The 16917-nt window shown below is 36.4% G+C and carries 13 protein-coding genes; 12 read left to right on the top strand and 1 reads right to left on the bottom strand.

Annotated elements, in window-relative coordinates:
• Window positions 1-169 precede the first annotated feature (169 nt).
• From ACFIN0_RS01830 to ACFIN0_RS01810, 5 genes are all read left to right on the top strand, one after another.
• A complete protein-coding gene (locus ACFIN0_RS01830) occupies window positions 170-2347 on the top strand; it encodes a TonB-dependent hemoglobin/transferrin/lactoferrin family receptor (RefSeq protein WP_375701792.1) in 2178 nt (725 codons plus the stop codon).
• A gap of 263 nt (window positions 2348-2610) precedes the next feature.
• Window positions 2611-3654, top strand: a complete 1044-nt coding sequence (locus ACFIN0_RS01825; RefSeq protein ID WP_375610141.1) for a hemin-degrading factor — start codon at window positions 2611-2613, stop codon at window positions 3652-3654.
• A 13-nt stretch (window positions 3655-3667) separates the two neighbouring features.
• Complete coding sequence (locus tag ACFIN0_RS01820; protein WP_375606315.1) at window positions 3668-4570, top strand: hemin ABC transporter substrate-binding protein; 903 nt, start codon at window positions 3668-3670, stop codon at window positions 4568-4570.
• A 5-nt stretch (window positions 4571-4575) separates the two neighbouring features.
• Window positions 4576-5673, top strand: a complete 1098-nt coding sequence (locus tag ACFIN0_RS01815) for a FecCD family ABC transporter permease (protein WP_375610140.1) — start codon at window positions 4576-4578, stop codon at window positions 5671-5673.
• On the top strand, window positions 5670-6470 hold the full coding sequence (locus ACFIN0_RS01810; protein ID WP_375610139.1) for a heme ABC transporter ATP-binding protein: 801 nt from the start codon (window positions 5670-5672) through the stop codon (window positions 6468-6470). Before ACFIN0_RS01815 ends, ACFIN0_RS01810 begins: the two co-directional genes overlap by 4 nt.
• A 1144-nt stretch (window positions 6471-7614) precedes the next feature.
• Here ACFIN0_RS01810 and ACFIN0_RS01805 read toward each other — a convergent pair.
• Window positions 7615-8589, bottom strand: coding sequence for a phage tail protein (locus ACFIN0_RS01805; RefSeq protein WP_375610138.1), 975 nt, complete (start codon window positions 8587-8589; stop codon window positions 7615-7617).
• Window positions 8590-10452: 1863 nt separating this feature from the next.
• On the opposite strand from ACFIN0_RS01805, the gene thiC reads away from it, so the two are divergent.
• From thiC to ACFIN0_RS01770, 7 genes are all read left to right on the top strand, one after another.
• Complete coding sequence (gene thiC / locus ACFIN0_RS01800; RefSeq protein WP_375701791.1) at window positions 10453-12288, top strand: phosphomethylpyrimidine synthase ThiC; 1836 nt, start codon at window positions 10453-10455, stop codon at window positions 12286-12288.
• On the top strand, window positions 12285-13235 hold the full coding sequence (locus ACFIN0_RS01795) for an FAD-dependent oxidoreductase (RefSeq protein WP_375701790.1): 951 nt from the start codon (window positions 12285-12287) through the stop codon (window positions 13233-13235). Before thiC ends, ACFIN0_RS01795 begins: the two co-directional genes overlap by 4 nt.
• A gap of 3 nt (window positions 13236-13238) precedes the next feature.
• A complete protein-coding gene (thiS, locus tag ACFIN0_RS01790) occupies window positions 13239-13436 on the top strand; it encodes a sulfur carrier protein ThiS (protein WP_375606321.1) in 198 nt (65 codons plus the stop codon).
• Between the two features lie 2 nt (window positions 13437-13438).
• Window positions 13439-14212, top strand: a complete 774-nt coding sequence (locus ACFIN0_RS01785) for a thiazole synthase (RefSeq protein ID WP_375606322.1) — start codon at window positions 13439-13441, stop codon at window positions 14210-14212.
• A complete protein-coding gene (locus tag ACFIN0_RS01780; RefSeq protein WP_375610135.1) occupies window positions 14209-14814 on the top strand; it encodes a thiamine phosphate synthase in 606 nt (201 codons plus the stop codon). The genes ACFIN0_RS01785 and ACFIN0_RS01780 overlap by 4 nt, the downstream gene beginning before the upstream one ends.
• Window positions 14805-15563, top strand: coding sequence for a hydroxymethylpyrimidine/phosphomethylpyrimidine kinase (locus tag ACFIN0_RS01775; protein WP_375701809.1), 759 nt, complete (start codon window positions 14805-14807; stop codon window positions 15561-15563). The genes ACFIN0_RS01780 and ACFIN0_RS01775 overlap by 10 nt, the downstream gene beginning before the upstream one ends.
• 446 nt (window positions 15564-16009) lie before the next feature.
• On the top strand, window positions 16010-16849 hold the full coding sequence (locus ACFIN0_RS01770) for a uracil-DNA glycosylase family protein (protein WP_375701789.1): 840 nt from the start codon (window positions 16010-16012) through the stop codon (window positions 16847-16849).
• Window positions 16850-16917: the final 68 nt, after the last annotated feature.

Below are 16917 nucleotides of genomic sequence, written 5' to 3'. Positions count from 1 at the left end.
CTTTTTTCTTGACTGATTTTGTCATGTTTAATATGGTCTTCTAATGATTTTGTGCCGTTGTCAAAATCATTCCTACTTGGCTGGCAAGTTTTAATCAGTGAGTCCAGCCTTTTTGTATTAAAAAAATTTCAAAACAGAGAGGGGATGTTTAAAAGGGTTATGATGTGTTATGCAAATAAGACGAAAAAATATCTATAAAAGCTGTGTAATTTTAAGTGCATTATCGGTCTGTATACCTTCATTTGTTTTTGCACAAAATAAAGATGGAAGTGCTGTCACTGAACTTAAACCAATCCTTATTAAAGGAAAAAAAATAGAAGATGCTTCAAATTCAATAACCATTCTGACTGATCGTAAGACCAACAAGAATATTGATGAAAGACAAATAACTGATGTTTATGATGTGAGTCGTCTTAATCCTTCCGTATCCTATAACTCAGAAAATAACAGTTTCGTTATTCGGGGTTTAGATGCAAACCGTGTTCTTACGACAATGGATGGTATTTCTCTTCCATGGTTTAATGATATATTCCGTGGTGGAGGTGGAAACACAACTTTTGATTTCAATGCTCTTTCTACGTTTGATACTATTCAAGGATCAGATTCTAGTCTTTATGGTTCTGGCGCCTTAGGGGGAATCATTGCGTTGCGTACCCTTGATCCTGAAGACCTGATCGTGGAAGAAAAGAATTGGGGAAGCCTTATAAAAGGTGGTTATAATTCTGTTGATAACAGCTGGCGCATCGATCAAGCTTTTGCTGTGCGTAATTACCGGACATTTTTACTTTTTCAAGGATCTTATGTAGAAGGTCATGAGCGCAAAAATATGGGAACAGTAGAAGGGTATGAGGAACGCACGCGCAAAAACCCTTCTCACTTTGATAAAAATAACTTGCTTTTTAAAATTCATCAATATTTGAGTGATAATCACCGCCTTGGTTTTACCGCAGAGCGTTTTGGTCATAATAGTAACACACATGAATTAAATTCGTCTAAAAGATACGCTCCAGGTTCCGTTTATGAGCAGGATAATAAACTTCGTGAGCGTTTTTCTCTTTCTTATAATTATAATGGTAATGGTGATGCAGTTCTTGATGCGTTTAATGGGCAGCTTTATTGGCAAAGGCAATCAAGTCGTTACGTTATGACAGGCGTTCGTGTTTCAGCCCCCAAAGGGGATTATTTGAGAGATAATTTCTTGCGTAATATCAATTATGGTTTCAATGCTGATGCCCTTAAAAAAGTGGATTTTGGCACTATAAACCATACGTTAAAGTTTGTAATGAATGTTTCGTCATCTAAATTTCATCACTATTTGTTAGGTAAAGACAATTGTCATATAAAAGAATACGCTCGAGGATGTCTTTTTGTTCCTGCTAATCGATCAGATTCGCCAGACACAAATGGTTACAATTTAGGTTTTGTTTTTGAAGATGAAATTGGGTTGGTTGATGATCGTTTTCGTGTAACACCGGGAATCCGGTATGATTGGTACAAATATGTTCCTCAGAAAACACCTTCTTATGAGAAAGCTCTGATTTCTGATAAATTCCCTCCAGAAAGAAGTGGTTCACGCTTTTCTCCTAAATTACGCGTGGAGTGGGATGTTCGTAATCAAGTAACGCTCTATGCTCAGTGGGCACAGGCTTTTCGTGCACCACGTATTTCAGAACTTTACGTCTCTTATATCAAACCTTCTGCTTATTACGTGAAAGGGAATCCTGATCTTCAACCAGAAACAAGCAATGGGTATGATGTTGGTTTACGGTATGGAAATGTAAATTTCGGTGGTTCCTTCAATGCCTTTTTTAATCAATATAAGAATTTCATAGATACTGAGGATAGAGGGCCATCAGAGGAATTTAGATTTGCGCGTCGGCATTATATGAATCGTTTTCACGTGCAAATTTTTGGTGTTGAGACAAAAGCCCATTTAGTTCTTAAAAACGGTTTTCATAGCAATGTTGCTCTTGCTTATTCACAAGGAAAAGATCTTGATAAAAAGGAGTATCTTAACTCAATTCCTCCTTTGAAAGCAATTATCGGATTAGGATATGCAAAAGAGGTTTGGGGAAGCGATATTATCCTTACTTTGGCAGCTAAACGTGATAAAGTAGCCGGAGAATCTGATTACCAAAAAATTCCAGGATATCATGTCGTTGATATGACAGGGTGGTGGAAACCATTCGGTGAAACAGGACCTATTCTAAGAGCCGGTGTTTATAATCTTTTCAATACAAAATATTGGAATGTATCTGAACTTCCTTCAGGTAAAAGTTCAACACCAAAAGACTATTATAGCCAGCCTGGTCGTAACTTTAAGGTGTCGTTTGTACAAAAGTTTTAGTCACTTCTGTTAATTATTCGGTCAATAAAATCATATTGATAAAAGGATTAATTATTGTGTTTCTATTTTCAACATCTTTAAAATTACAAAGATTTGGTAGAAAAGTTTTAATTCTTTCTGTTTTATCGTTTTTTGATTGCTCAGCTGTTGGCGATAGAGTGTTATTTTGTGATAGATTGAACTCTTAAAAGAATTTAATTTATTGCCTTGGAATTGTAAAATTTGAAAGTTAGTTTTTGAGTTAAGTAGCATAAGGTAAATTCATGGCACATACAGCTGAAATGATTCTTCGTTTACGTGAAGAAAAAAAAGAAATGCGAAACCGCGATTTTGCGGTTTCGATTGGTATATCTGAAGCGGAGCTTATTGCGGCTTATTGTACCATTGGAAAAGCAAAAAGGCTACAAACTGATGTTGCTACTCTCTTGGAAAATGCACCTCGACTTGGAACCGTCATGGTCTTAACTCGCAATAAATATGCTGTTCACGAAATAACGGGACGCTTTGAAAAAATTGTTCAAAACGAACATATTCCTATCACACTTGGTGAAATTGATTTGCGTATTTTTACAAAACAATGGAAGTTCGGTTTTGAATATGATGTCGTTATTCTTGGAAAACCTACAAAAAGTCTGCAATTCTTTGATCAACATGGCGTTGCTATCTTAAAGGTCTATTCTAAAGATATGACAAATATGGAAGAGTGGAATAAACTTGTTGAAAAGCTCCTTCTTGAAGATCAGTCTCCTGTTCTTAACATTCTTCCCGTTTCTCTCCCAACCCAGTATGACATAACAGAATTGGATATTGAGAGTTTTCGGGATCGTTGGCGGAAAATGACAGATGTACACCAACTTCACAAAATTATTTCCGAATTTAAAATTAATCGACATCATGCTGTAAAATATGTTGGTAATGAATTTGCCGATGAATTACAGGTAAATGCTGTTGAAATAATGCTTAACCAAGTCGCACAACAAGAACTGCCAATCATGTGTTTTGTTGGGAATAAAGGGTGTATTCAAATTTTTAGTGGGACTGTAAAAAATATTAAGCAAATGGGACCTTGGCTTAATGTTCTTGATCCAAGATTTGACCTTCATTTACTCACGTCTGGGATTTCTAGTGTATGGCATGTTCGCAAACCTACCCGTGATGGTTATGTCAGTTCACTTGAAGTTTTCGATAAAGATGATGAGATGGTTATTCAATTTTTTGGCGTACGCAAAGAGGGTCAAAAAGAACGTGAAGATTGGCGTTCTTTATTGAATAGTTTGCCATCATGCCAAGAAAACAGCAGTAACTAAGATAAGGTTAGACATGTTCATATCTCTTTTACATAGGTTATCAAACCTTTTTCTTATGTGTTTACTGCTCTCTCTTACTTGTTTTTCTAAACAAGTGATTGCTGAACCTGCAACGCGTTTTCCTGAAAATGCTCGAATTGTTTCTATCGGCGGAGCACTTACAGAAATTGTCTATGCATTGGGAGCCCAAGATCAACTTGTCGCCCGTGATAGTACAAGCGTCTACCCACAAGAAGCGCTCAAGCTTCCTGTGCTAGGATATATGCGTGCTCTTTCACCTGAGGGGGTTTTATCACTTGCTCCAGAGGGTATATTGCTTGTTGAAGGAAGTGGTCCCGCTTCAACAATTGATATTCTCAAAAAAACATCGATACCTCTGGTGATCATACCAGAAGACTACTCCCGTGAAAATGTGATAGAAAAGATTCGCCTCGTTGGTCAAGCCATTCATCGGGAAGTGCAAGCCGCAGCGTTAATTGAGAAATTGAAGCGTAATTTTTTAGACAACGATGCGCTTTTGGCGAAAGTAACAACACCAAAGCGTGTTCTTTTTGTTTTCTCTGTGCAAAATGGACGCGTCATGGCATCTGGAACAGGTACTGCAGCTGATAGTATGATCAAACTTTCAGGCGCTATCAATGCTATCACCGATTATAAAGGATATAAACTTCTCAACGGCGAAGCATTATTGAAATCAGATCCTGATGTTATTTTGCTTGTAAAACATGGTGCAAGATCAACCAGCATTGATAAGATTTTAGCCATACCGGCAATTCAAGCAACAACTGCAGCGAAAAATCATGCCATAAAACAGATGGATGCTATGTATTTTTTGGGATTTGGTCCACGTACTGCAGACGCATCAAGAGAGCTTATTGAGATACTTTATGGTGCACATCAAAACGGTAAGAGCTGATAAAAATGGTAGACGGTACATCCAGGATGCATTTACCTAAAGAAAAAGAAGGTAAAAAAATAAACCGTTCAAAGCAGGGGAAGATTTTATTATTAAGCTTAATAATATTCCTTATTTTCAGTATTTTTGGTGGGCTCTTGAATGGTGCAGCAAAGGTTTCTTTCGTTGATCTCCTCCATGTGATGCTTACACAAGATTTTTCGGTAAGTAGTAAAACGCGTGATTACCTCGTGCTCATCGACATAAGGCTTCCCCGTGTTATCTTGGGATTATTGATTGGAGCAGCTTTAGCTGTCTCCGGTGTTCTTATGCAAGGGCTTTTTCGTAATCCTCTTGCAGATCCCGGAATTGTAGGTGTATCAGCAGGTGCTGGACTTGGAGCAGTCTTAGCAATTGTTGTCGGCATTGCTTTTCCTGTTTCATTTGCACCTTTTCTAGAGCCTTATAAAGTTATCATAGGTGCTTTTTTTGGTGGACTTTTATCAACGATTATTCTCTACATAATAGCAACACATAACAGCTTTACCTCTATTGCAACCATGCTGCTTGCTGGTATTGCTCTTGGTGCATTAAGTAGTGCTGTTGTCGGAACATTGATTTTTGTCGCAAATGACCAACAACTGCGTGATATCACTTTTTGGAGTCTGGGCTCTCTTGCGGGCGCTACATGGTTGAAAGTATGGCTCGTTCTCCCTTTTATCGTTATTGGTCTTCTTTTCTCTCCCTTTTTATCACGAGCACTTAATGCCCTTGCTCTTGGAGAAGCTGTTGCTGGCCATATTGGTTTCCATATTCAACGCGTCAAAAATATTTCTATTCCCCTTGTTGCTCTTATGTGTGGTAGTGCTGTTGCTGTCAGTGGTGGTATTGGTTTTATTGGTATTATTGTTCCTCATATTTTACGTCAGCTCATAGGTCCTGATCATCGCTATCTCATTCCTTGCTCTGCTCTCTTGGGAGCAGCATTACTTATTTTTGCTGATATGTTTGCACGCTTAATTGTTGCCCCCGCAGAATTGCCGATTGGGATTGTAACAGCACTTTTTGGTGCACCTTTCTTTCTATGGATCCTTATATGCAAACGAGGAACAGACTTTTCATGATTGAAGCGACAAATATTTGTGTTCAGCGCGGAAAAAAACAGATTCTTAAACACATTAATCTTCAAGCTAAAAGTGGTGCTTTTACCATTATTATTGGCCCTAATGGATCAGGAAAAAGTACTTTTATCAAAGCTCTGAGTGGTGAAATTCCTTACAGTGGAAAAATAACTTTAAATGGTTATAATGTATGCCAAACAAAAACTCATGTAATGGCAAAAATGCGCGCTGTACTACCACAATCAACAACGCTCGTATTTCCGTTCTTAGTCCATGAAGTTGTAGGGCTTGGCCTTTCTGTAAACCAATTTAGCACTGCCAAAGCCGAATTGCAAAATCTTATCCAGAAAGCTTTAGATCGCGTTGACCTTTCTGATTATGGTAACCTATATTATCACCAATTATCAGGTGGAGAACAAGCGCGCGTACAACTTGCTCGTGTTCTTTGCCAAATCTGGAAACCTGTTCATAATGGGGTTCCTCGCTGGATGATATTAGATGAACCTATTGCTAGCCTCGATATTCAACATCAAATCATCGTTATGGATATTGCTAAACAATTTGCTCATTCTGGTGGCGGCGTTCTCGCTGTTCTTCATGATCTCAATCTTGCAGCACATTATGCAGATAGCATGATCTTGCTAAAAGAAGGAGAGATTTATTGCGAAGGAAATGCGACTAATGTTTTGACAACACAAAATCTCCGCGATGTTTATCATTGTTCCTTAAACGTTTCTGAATTACCTAAAGAAGATATCCCATTTATACTCCCTCAAACAGCATCCTCTTATGAGATTTAGATCCTAAAGCAGTCAGCTTCAATCTAAAAATTAATGTACCTAGCACAATAAAGTACGCAAATATTCAAGATTCTATTTTATTTTTAATGAACTCCTTTCTATCATCTAACGTCTTCCGCTCGCATCAAAGATATTTTTGGAAAAGACTATCTGTTTAAAATCTTTCAAGATTTTACGTACTAAAAATATTTGAGATTTTGTTTTGCTATCATACTTTTATATAATGCAAGTTTATACGACATAAATATGTATTTTCCTCGCTATTTCTATCACTCTTGTCTTTAATAAAAATGATCCAGAAATACATACAAATACCTTTGTCATAATAATTACATGGATTATTTATATTTTCTAGGGACTAGATAAAAATTAAGTACCTCTTAACAATCTGTAAAAGATTTATTTGTTGCTTTAACGGCGTTATTTTTTCTCATAACATATATGCTTTTTCTTTATCTTTTTTTATATTGATTCTTTATCTATCTCTGTAGTCAATAAAAACATTAAATATAATCATATTTTTATTTTTCTTCCTCTATTAGAAAAATTCTTTATTGGTACATCAAAAGAATTAAACTATTGAATAAAATATTTAAAATAAATTCAATAACGCTTCTTGTCGTCCTCTTAACGCAAAAATAATGCGTAATATAGGGATGAAAAGAAAGTATAACGATAATTTCACTCAAGGAGTATACAATTTACAAATATAACCTACATCATAGCATTGCAAAGAAATAAAATTGATAAAGAGATGAGAAATCTCTTTATGAGATCAATTCGCTGATACAAAGATATACTGTTTTTGTAATAAAACGCTACAAATGTTGCACTTTTTCATGCCTCAGATTGAGTAATTGTATCACTTTAGCCCCTATCAAAACACCTGATGAAAAGATATATCTCCAGATCATTTAATGGCAAATTTAAAATAATTTTTACATATTTTCTCTTCATAATCATACAATTATAATAAATTATATCCTTAACTCTTCCCCCCAATCATTTAAAATTATTTTTTAACTCTCTCAAGTATTGTATAAAGAGTATAGATTTCCTCTTCACATACATAAAAAATAACGCGGAATTGCTCCGCGTTAACAAAATTATCAAAGTGTATAGATTATTTATGAGCAGATCATACTCATGATTTTATAGCATAGACAACAGTTGCATTAACAGGGCGCGTTTCTGTTTCACCCGTATGGGAAAGAGTGATCTTGTGTGTATGTGCACCAGCAGAAGCTGTTGTCCCTTTCAGGGTCGCATTATAGGTATAATGATTTGGTAGTCTTCCAATATCACCAACGGGCCATCCTACTGTTTTATACTCAAAACTGTGTGCATGCTCGCCTGCTTCTTCAATGGTCCCAATATGCGTATGCGATCTTATGCTATCTTGTTGTTTATCTGCAAATTTTCTACCACCATCTAAACCACGGCCATCATCAAAGCCGCGTAAAAACATACCTCTAAAATCAGGAACTTTAAAAGTTCCATAGCTGTTTTTCCCCCATTTATCACCTATTGCCTTGAATAACTGCGGATAATCCTCACACTTATAGGACTTACCATCACATAAAAGCCAACCATTTGGCACACTTTGCATAGCAAATGTTGCAATGAATCCAGCAGGAAAATTTTCTATTTTTGGTGGTGTAGGATTTAATAAATACCACCCTTCATGCTCTTTTATTAAAACACCATTATTATATACCATTTCATAAATGCCACCTCTTTGCAGCTCTCCCCCTTCTAAGGGGATAACCCCCACATCAGTGGCTTTATAGATAAGCTTTTCTCCTATATTATTAACAGTTATTGTCGTCGTGCCAATATTTGTGCCACGAGCTTTAAAACGTATGATGATATCATTGTTGTATTTCTTTATTGGTGAAACTGTCTTTAAGGTAATTAATGTTGTTTTATCTTCCGCATTTACCATAAAGCTTGAGTCAATAGATCCACCATTATCTGCAAGATATTCTCGTACGCGCTGCATCATCGCCCGTGCACTATCATTAACAGAACTAGGCGGCTGTCCTTCTGCCCAATTAATGATACTATCTGAATAAGCATTTTCATCAGCCTTTAGAGACCAATCGTAAATATTAGACATTTTAAACCCCCATTATTTTCATAGTTTTTCTAACAACTTTTCGTTCTGTGCACTAAAATGTGCTGCCGCTGTTGATTGATACATCATAACCACTGCACCATCCTTATTTACGCATTTTATCTCTCTTCACTCCTTCCAATTTTATAACCTAAATTCACCAGACGCTTTTCATAACATTAGTATGAATTCTTTCTCTTCTAATGTATAATGTAACCACCTCATCTGATGTTACTTAATATCTTGTTTTGTTGTTTTGCTGTTGTTATATAATTATTTTTTAAATCTTGCATCTTGTTGCAAAATTTATAAATATTATTCAAATTTTTCCTTATTATGGATTTCATATAACCATTACTGAATGTAATAACTTATCATCCACATAGAAAGTTTCTGATTTAAACATTATCTTTTTTTATTTTTTTTCAATAGTTTAAATCTATCTCGTCGATATTTTATACCATATATTTTAAACAAAGAAATTCTATCTTTTGGCTATCATTTGTATTAAAACTTTAAAAATTAGCTTCAAATTTTTTACATGCTTCATTATCTTTTTATTCACACGCAGATACTTTGTTCTATTTTATTCAATTGATTTCTGAAATTGTGTCACAAAATTAGCACCAATGTTTTTTTGAATAAGCTTTTGTTCAATCTAAATGTATCATAGAAAATATATTCAATATGGACATTTGCTCCACACTTTCATTAAACTGGAAATAAAATACTTTGAAATATCAAATATCACACACCTTCACAAAATTTGAAGGTTGTATCCGATCCGGAAAAAATTAAAAAGCATAACCTAGCCCCTCCCCCAATCTTTATGAACAATATCCTTGTTGTTTAAACGCCCCATAACCAACTTTTCCCCTCCCACACTTAGCACATCTCCCTCTATATATTATTATATGTATATGTTTTTTGCAAGAGCAATAAATCATTCTAAACAACATCTTGCAATTATTGGTGTTCTTCTTAATTCAAGACAATATTATTTTTAATAATAAAGATTAGGTATTGTTTCCCGCTTTTGTTTATCGCATTCTTAATGGAAACATCCCCCTCATGAAGAATAGAATACCCCAAACAAAATATAATGATATTGCATATTACGCACTTTTTAAGAAATATTGCTCAAAATATACTCCTTTCATTTTACGACAGCGCACGTCAATGATACAATAGCAAGCCATTATAGATCATCAGCTTTAAGCTTTTGAAGATACAAGTGGAATCCATCATACATTTTGTTGGCCTCCACTTTTTGACAGCCTCACATCTTAGAATGTTCATTAAATGACATTTGGCTTCCTTTCTTCAAGTGTTTTGCCCCATACGCTCCCACTTATGACGTGCAAGGAAGTGTTTTTATATGAAAAGATATATGATGAGAGAATCTTATGGTATTCTGAGTTATTATTTTAATATGAAAAAAATCTCAATCAGAGCCATAAACTATCTACTTTTTCTCTGATAATCCGCTTTTAACTTTATTCTGGTTTATAAAAGCTTCAATATCATAGTTTATCACTTCATAATATCTATTTACACTCTTAAAAACACACCAAAATCGTTTAAAATATATTTTTATGATTGACAATATAGATATTTAAGCCAACCATATTCGTATTAACAAAAATACTTCAAGTGGGAGGAGGCATGCAAATATTAGAATAGATATTGTATCAGTTTTTCAAAATAACTTTTCTTGAGCTGTATTGGGTTTTCTTTGCTACAAAGCAATACTTACCCCTATTCACCCGAATGCTCGTGATTGATAATTTGAATACATCTCCATCATCGTAACTCCATTAACATCGCAACCTATTTTTGAACTCTGTGTCTATAAGGAAAAAGTTTGTGCAGAAAAATACTCCATCAATTAGTTGTAGCCCCTTTCCCGCTTCACGCAAAATTTATCAACAGAGCCTTCTCTTTTCTGATGTGCGCGTACCATTGCGTGAAATTTCACTGGCTGATGGCAGTAGTGAAAAACCTTTAAACGTCTACGATACTTCTGGCCCCTACACAGATAAAGATATGATCATTGATATTACAAAAGGCCTTCCGGCAATTAGCTTGCCTTGGCTCTCTAAGCGGGATGATACTGAAACTTATCCTGCACGATTAGTTAAACCTGAAGATAATGGATTGACTTCTGATAAAAACCTTACACCAGCCTTTAAGCAAAAACGTTCTATTTTACGAGCAAAAAATGGCAAAGCAATTACACAAATGGCTTACGCACGCGCAGGCATTATTACCGAAGAAATGGAATATGTGGCTATACGAGAAAATGAAGGATTAGTAGTAAAAGAACGGCAGAATGTACCATCAAATGAAACATTTGCTGGATCAATACCAGAAATTTATACTGCGGAATTTGTTCGCAATGAAATTGCTTGTGGACGCGCCATTATTCCACAAAACATTAATCATCCAGAGTGCGAACCTATGATTATTGGACGTAATTTTCGTGTTAAAATTAATGCCAATATTGGAAATTCAGCAGTAACTTCATCTATGGAAGAAGAAGTTGATAAAATGGTTTGGGCCATTCGCTGGGGAGCAGATACAGTTATGGATCTTTCTACAGGACGAAATATTCACAATATTCGTGAATGGATTATCCGAAATTCTCCTGTGCCCATCGGAACAGTTCCTCTTTATCAAGCACTCGAAAAAGTACAGGGTATTGCCGAAAACTTAACATGGGATATTTTTCGTGATACCCTTATTGAGCAAGCAGAACAAGGTGTTGATTATTTTACCATTCATGCAGGATTAAGACTACCTTTTATCCCTTTGACCGTTGATCGGGTAACAGGTATTGTTTCACGAGGCGGTTCTATTATGGCAAAATGGTGTCTCCATCATCATAAAGAAAGTTTTCTCTATGAACATTTTGATGAAATTTGTGATATTGCACGCACGTATGACATCTCTCTTTCATTGGGGGATGGATTACGCCCTGGCTCTATTGCCGATGCCAATGATGAAGCCCAATTTGCAGAGCTTAAAACCTTGGGAGAATTGACAAAAGTTGCTTGGAAAAAAGATGTACAAGTTATGATTGAAGGTCCTGGGCATGTCCCAATGCACAAAATTAAAGAAAATATGGAGCAACAATTAGATCTTTGTCATGAGGCGCCTTTTTATACTTTGGGACCTCTTACAACGGACATTGCTCCTGGTTATGACCATATTACATCAGCAATTGGTGCCGCTATGATTGGATGGTTTGGAACTGCTATGTTGTGTTATGTAACACCTAAAGAACACCTAGGACTCCCCGATAGGAATGACGTAAAAACTGGTGTGATCACTTATAAAATTGCTGCTCATGCCGCTGACCTTGCTAAAGGTTTACCTAGAGCACAATTGCGCGATAATGCTCTTTCGCGTGCACGATTTGATTTTAGATGGCATGATCAATTTAACCTTTCTCTTGATCCAGAAACAGCCTGTGCCTTTCACGATGAGACAATGCCTAAAGAAGCCCATAAATTAGTGCATTTTTGTTCCATGTGTGGACCAAAATTCTGTTCTATGCGTATTTCCCATGATATTCGTGAGGCAGCTGCAATAAGAAAAACAAAAGGGGAAGGTATGATCGCCATGGCCGAAAAATATCAGAAAAATGGTGACCTTTATATGGAAATTGTTCCTCCTCAAAAAAAGAAAGTAAATAGTTGAAGAACATTCTTATCAAAGGTGCAGGTGTAGGCGGCTTAACAGCTGCCTTTATGTTACAGCAAAAAGGTGCTTCTGTTACTGTATCAGCCCCCCCTCATTCACCTATAGGAAGTGCTAGTTGGTATGCAGGAGGAATGCTCGCACCTTACTGTGAAAGGGAAAGTGCAGAACAAATTGTTGAAGATCTTGGTGTACAAGCTATACAATGGTGGCGTAAAACGCTCCCTAACCTTGTCATACAAAAAGGCACTTTAGTGGTTGCACCTACACGAGATAGAGGAGAGCTCGAACGATTTTCTGTACGTACGCATAATCACAAAACTATAGATAATACAGAAATAGCTCATCTTGAACCAGATCTTGCTGAACGTTTTAACTGTGCGCTCTTTTATGAAAATGAAGCCCATATTGATCCTCGCAAAGCACTTATGGCTTTAAAAGAAAAGCTTCTCAACAATGGAGCCTGTTTTGTTGATGTAGAGAAGGCTGAAAAAAATTTTGATATTGTTATTGATGCGACAGGAATAGGACGTTTAGGAAAAGATAAAAATATACGGGGTGTACGTGGTGAAATGCTACTCTTGCGGAGTACAGAAATTAAAATTTCCCGCCCAATTCGTCTTCTTCATCCACGATTTCCACTTTATGTTGTTCCACGACAGAATGATATTTTCATGATTGGCGCAACGATGATTGAAAGTGACTTTGATGGTGCAATCTCTGTAAGATCAATGATGGAATTGCTCAACGCGGCCTATACATTGCACCCTGCTTTTGCCGAAGCAGAAATTGTTGAATCCGGCATTGGTATTCGTCCAGCTTATCCTGATAACTTCCCTTCTGTATGCAAATATGGTAACCATATCTCTATTAATGGATTTTATAGACATGGTTTTCTTTTGTCTCCAGAAATGGCAAAACGAGCAGTGAAATTGGCATTGGAATAAAGCATGCAAATATTTGTTAATGGTGAAACACTTCAAACAGAAGCTCCTTTTCTTAGTCTCTTGCTTGTGGAATTGGGGTATGAAGGAAATTGGCTAGCAACTGCTGTTAATGCTGAAGTTGTTCCTGTAGATGCGCGAGACCAATTTATTTTGCATGAAGGAGATAAAGTGGAAATTTTAAGCCCAATGCAAGGTGGTTAATTATGTTGAATCTTTATGGACGACAATTCACCTCTCGTCTTATGTTAGGTACAGCGCAATATCCTTCTCCTGTCATCCTTCGTGATGCTATTCATAAATCCAATACAGAAATTGTAACCGTTTCATTACGTCGAGAAAGCGCAGGTGGAAAACAAGGAGGGCAGTTTTGGCAATTTCTTCAAGATCTTGGGGTAACAGTGCTTCCTAATACTGCTGGTTGTTATACTGTTAAAGAGGCCGTAACCACAGCGCAATTAGCAAGAGATCTTTTTAAAACAGCTTGGATTAAACTCGAAATTATCGGTAATTCAGACACCTTACAGCCAAATATTTTTTCCTTAATCGAAGCTGCTCAAATTTTAAACAATGAAGGTTTTAAAATTTTTGCCTATACAACGGATGATCTCATTGTTGCTGAAAAACTTTTCGACATTGGTTGCCGTGTTATTATGCCTTGGTGTGCTCCTATTGGTTCTGCCAAAGGACCTCATAATACTGATGGATTGCGTTCTATCCGTGCTTACCTTCCTGATGCTACTCTTGTTATTGATGCCGGCATTGGACGCCCATCCCATGCCGCCATTGCGATGGAACTAGGTTATGATGCAGTACTGCTTAATACCGCAGTTGCTAAAGCAGCTGATCCTGTTTTGATGGCTGAGGCCTTTTCCAAAGCTATTCAGGCAGGGCGTATGGGGTATAAAGCTGGCATGATCGAAGCACGCAATGTAGCAGTCCCTTCAACACCAATCATTGGAAAAGCGGTATTTTCATGAAACTGGATCCTTTTTACCTCATCGTTGATAACGCTGATTGGATTGAACGTTTGCTTCCTCTTGGTATCAAGCTCGTACAATTGCGTATGAAACATGAAAATCAACAAATAATCCGTCAACATATTAAGCGTGCAAAAAACATATGCAATAAATTGGGAACACAATTAATTATTAATGATCATTGGGAAATAGCAATTGATGAAAAGTGTAATTTTATTCATCTGGGACAAGAAGACCTGAGCAATGCTGATCTTCACGCAATTCGTAAAAGTGGTATAAAAGTTGGTCTTAGTACACATGATGAACATGAATTGGATATCGCACTCTCTGCTAATCCTGAGTATATTGCACTTGGTCCTATTTATCCGACAATCTTAAAAAAAATGAAATGGATGCCACAAGGACTAGAGAAAATCAAACAATGGAGAAAACGGATTGGTGCTTTACCTTTAGTGGGTATTGGTGGGTTAACACCAGAACGTGCAGTTAGTGTTTTAAATGCAGGAGCAAATAGTGCTGCTGTTGTGACTGATATTATCCTCCATAAAAAACCTGAAGAGCGTGTACAGCAGTGGATAAAAGTGACACAAACATGGCGTTGACACCTTCCATTCTTATTGTTGCAGGCACTGATCCAACAGGAGGTGCCGGTATTGTTCGTGATATAGAAACCTCTGCACATTTTCAAATAAAAGCAAATTTAGCAATTACTTGTGTTAACGTACAAGATGATAATCGCGTTGTCGAAATCATTCCAATGTGTGGAGACCTCGTCGCTGCGCAAATGCGTGCTGCTCTAGAAGCAAATCCAATAAGCGCAATAAAAATTGGTATGACGGGGACAAAAGCAATTATAGCAGCAATCTGTAACGTACTCAAAGACTATCCCCATGTTCCAGTTGTTTTGGACCCTGTACTTGTCGCTTCATCAGGAGGAAAACTAATAACAGAAACAATCATCGACACTATGATCGATAAACTGCTTCCTCATGTTGATCTTTTAACACCGAATAGAGAAGAACTCGCTCTTCTTAGCCAAAGTCCATTGGCATCTAATGATAAGCAAGCAATACAACAAGCAAAAAAACTTTTGTCATTGGGAGCTCGCTCTATCTTAGTAAAAGGCGGACATGCGGAGGGTCCTCTTGCAATTGATAGCTTCATTGACAAAATTGAAGTCATCAATATTTCTACTCCACGTTTAAAAGGAACAATGCGTGGAACAGGTTGCATTCTATCAAGCGCTATTGCAGCGCATTTGGCACTCAATGAACCTCTCATTTCAGCTGTAAAAAAAGCAAAAGAATATATCCACACATTGCTTTTAACCCATTGTGAAAACTGTTTGTAACGTCTTAGTGTTTTCTCATATAAAAGTAATAATTATATATTTCAATTAATATATTTAATTTATTTAATAAAATCTATTAAATAAATATAATAATAAAAAATTATACTTAATTTTTTAAATAAAATACTACAAAATTCACTTTCACTAAGTATTAAATATAGAATATAATGATAAAAAATATTATCACGCCACTTGCATTCAGTAAAAAATTCTTTTATTATGAGTGAGTTTATTTTGTTTAAAAAGTTGAAATAGCGCAATTTAAACAAATTATACATTTAAAGATGCATATAATCGCGAAAACTCGCATTTTACGATTTGCCTTTTTTGTGAAAAGAGAGAATCCTATCAGCATTCTTATACATTAATGGCTAGCGAATACGTTTATAAAACTTGAAGGATAATTTTGTTTGATCTATAATCCCTAGATCATTAGAAAAAGTAAAATGTTAAATCAAACGCCGCACTCGATTTCCTATGAAGAACTCTTAAACTTTTATAAAGAAAGTGGTGCGGATGCCGTTCTGACAGACTTCCCTATTGATCGTTTTAAGCAGTCTGCTTATTCAGAGAGAAAATTAACGCCTGTTGTTAACATTTCTGGTAATCAACAAACATCTGCCAAAACATCTCCAAGCGTAAAATTAGATAATCATCCACTGTATAATTCTAGTCCTATACAAAACGAATCCGCTGCTATAGAGAGTGCAAAAAGTGCAAAGACACTTGATGAATTAAAATCTGCCCTCCTTGCATTTAATGGCTGTTCACTAAAATTGACAGCAAAAAATACCTGTTTTTCAGATGGAACAGCAGGAAGTCCCCTAATGCTCATAGGTGAAGCACCAGGACGAGAAGAGGATATACAAGGAATTCCTTTTGTGGGAAAAGCAGGGATGTTACTTAATAAAATTCTCGCATCAATTGGCTTAGCAAGAAATAATGTTTACATTGCCAACACTATTCCTTGGCGTCCACCAGGAAATCGTACACCAACACCAAGAGAAGTGGCATTGTGCCGCCCTTTTATTGAACGACACATTTATTTAGCACGTCCTCGTGTTCTTATAGCACTGGGAGGCGTTGCTGCACAGTTTCTTACCGGATCTCAAAATGGAATTATCCGAACAAGAGGGAAATGGCATATCTATGAAAGCGAAGATAATATAAAAATACCTGTTATGCCAACTTTCCACCCAGCTTACCTTCTTAGAACCCCTAGTCAAAAGAAGCTTACATGGATAGACTTCTTAGAAGTAAAAAATCGCCTCGACAGCCTTTTGTAATTCTTTAATCCTATCTTGCTTCTAAAATTAAAACACCCTTCTTTAACTCTTAAAATACTAATGGGAAA

Origin of the sequence: Bartonella sp. AA89HNZF (genome assembly GCF_042196905.1) — a bacterium.
Lineage (GTDB): Bacteria > Pseudomonadota > Alphaproteobacteria > Rhizobiales > Rhizobiaceae > Bartonella.
This window is presented reverse-complemented; position numbering and strand designations above follow the sequence as displayed.

Excerpts from the sequence above, each read along its gene's own strand:
- ACFIN0_RS01830 (WP_375701792.1), top strand. The coding sequence starts at position 170 with ATGCAAATAAGACGAAAAAATATCTATAAAAGCTGTGTAATTTTAAGT.
- ACFIN0_RS01820 (WP_375606315.1), top strand. The coding sequence starts at position 3,668 with ATGTTCATATCTCTTTTACATAGGTTATCAAACCTTTTTCTTATGTGT.
- ACFIN0_RS01825 (WP_375610141.1), top strand. The coding sequence starts at position 2,611 with ATGGCACATACAGCTGAAATGATTCTTCGTTTACGTGAAGAAAAAAAA.
- ACFIN0_RS01815 (WP_375610140.1), top strand. The coding sequence starts at position 4,576 with ATGGTAGACGGTACATCCAGGATGCATTTACCTAAAGAAAAAGAAGGT.
- ACFIN0_RS01770 (WP_375701789.1), top strand. The coding sequence starts at position 16,010 with ATGTTAAATCAAACGCCGCACTCGATTTCCTATGAAGAACTCTTAAAC.
- ACFIN0_RS01785 (WP_375606322.1), top strand. The coding sequence starts at position 13,439 with ATGTTGAATCTTTATGGACGACAATTCACCTCTCGTCTTATGTTAGGT.
- ACFIN0_RS01780 (WP_375610135.1), top strand. The coding sequence starts at position 14,209 with ATGAAACTGGATCCTTTTTACCTCATCGTTGATAACGCTGATTGGATT.
- thiS (WP_375606321.1), top strand. The coding sequence starts at position 13,239 with ATGCAAATATTTGTTAATGGTGAAACACTTCAAACAGAAGCTCCTTTT.
- ACFIN0_RS01805 (WP_375610138.1), bottom strand. The coding sequence starts at position 8,589 with ATGTCTAATATTTACGATTGGTCTCTAAAGGCTGATGAAAATGCTTAT.
- ACFIN0_RS01775 (WP_375701809.1), top strand. The coding sequence starts at position 14,805 with ATGGCGTTGACACCTTCCATTCTTATTGTTGCAGGCACTGATCCAACA.
- ACFIN0_RS01810 (WP_375610139.1), top strand. The coding sequence starts at position 5,670 with ATGATTGAAGCGACAAATATTTGTGTTCAGCGCGGAAAAAAACAGATT.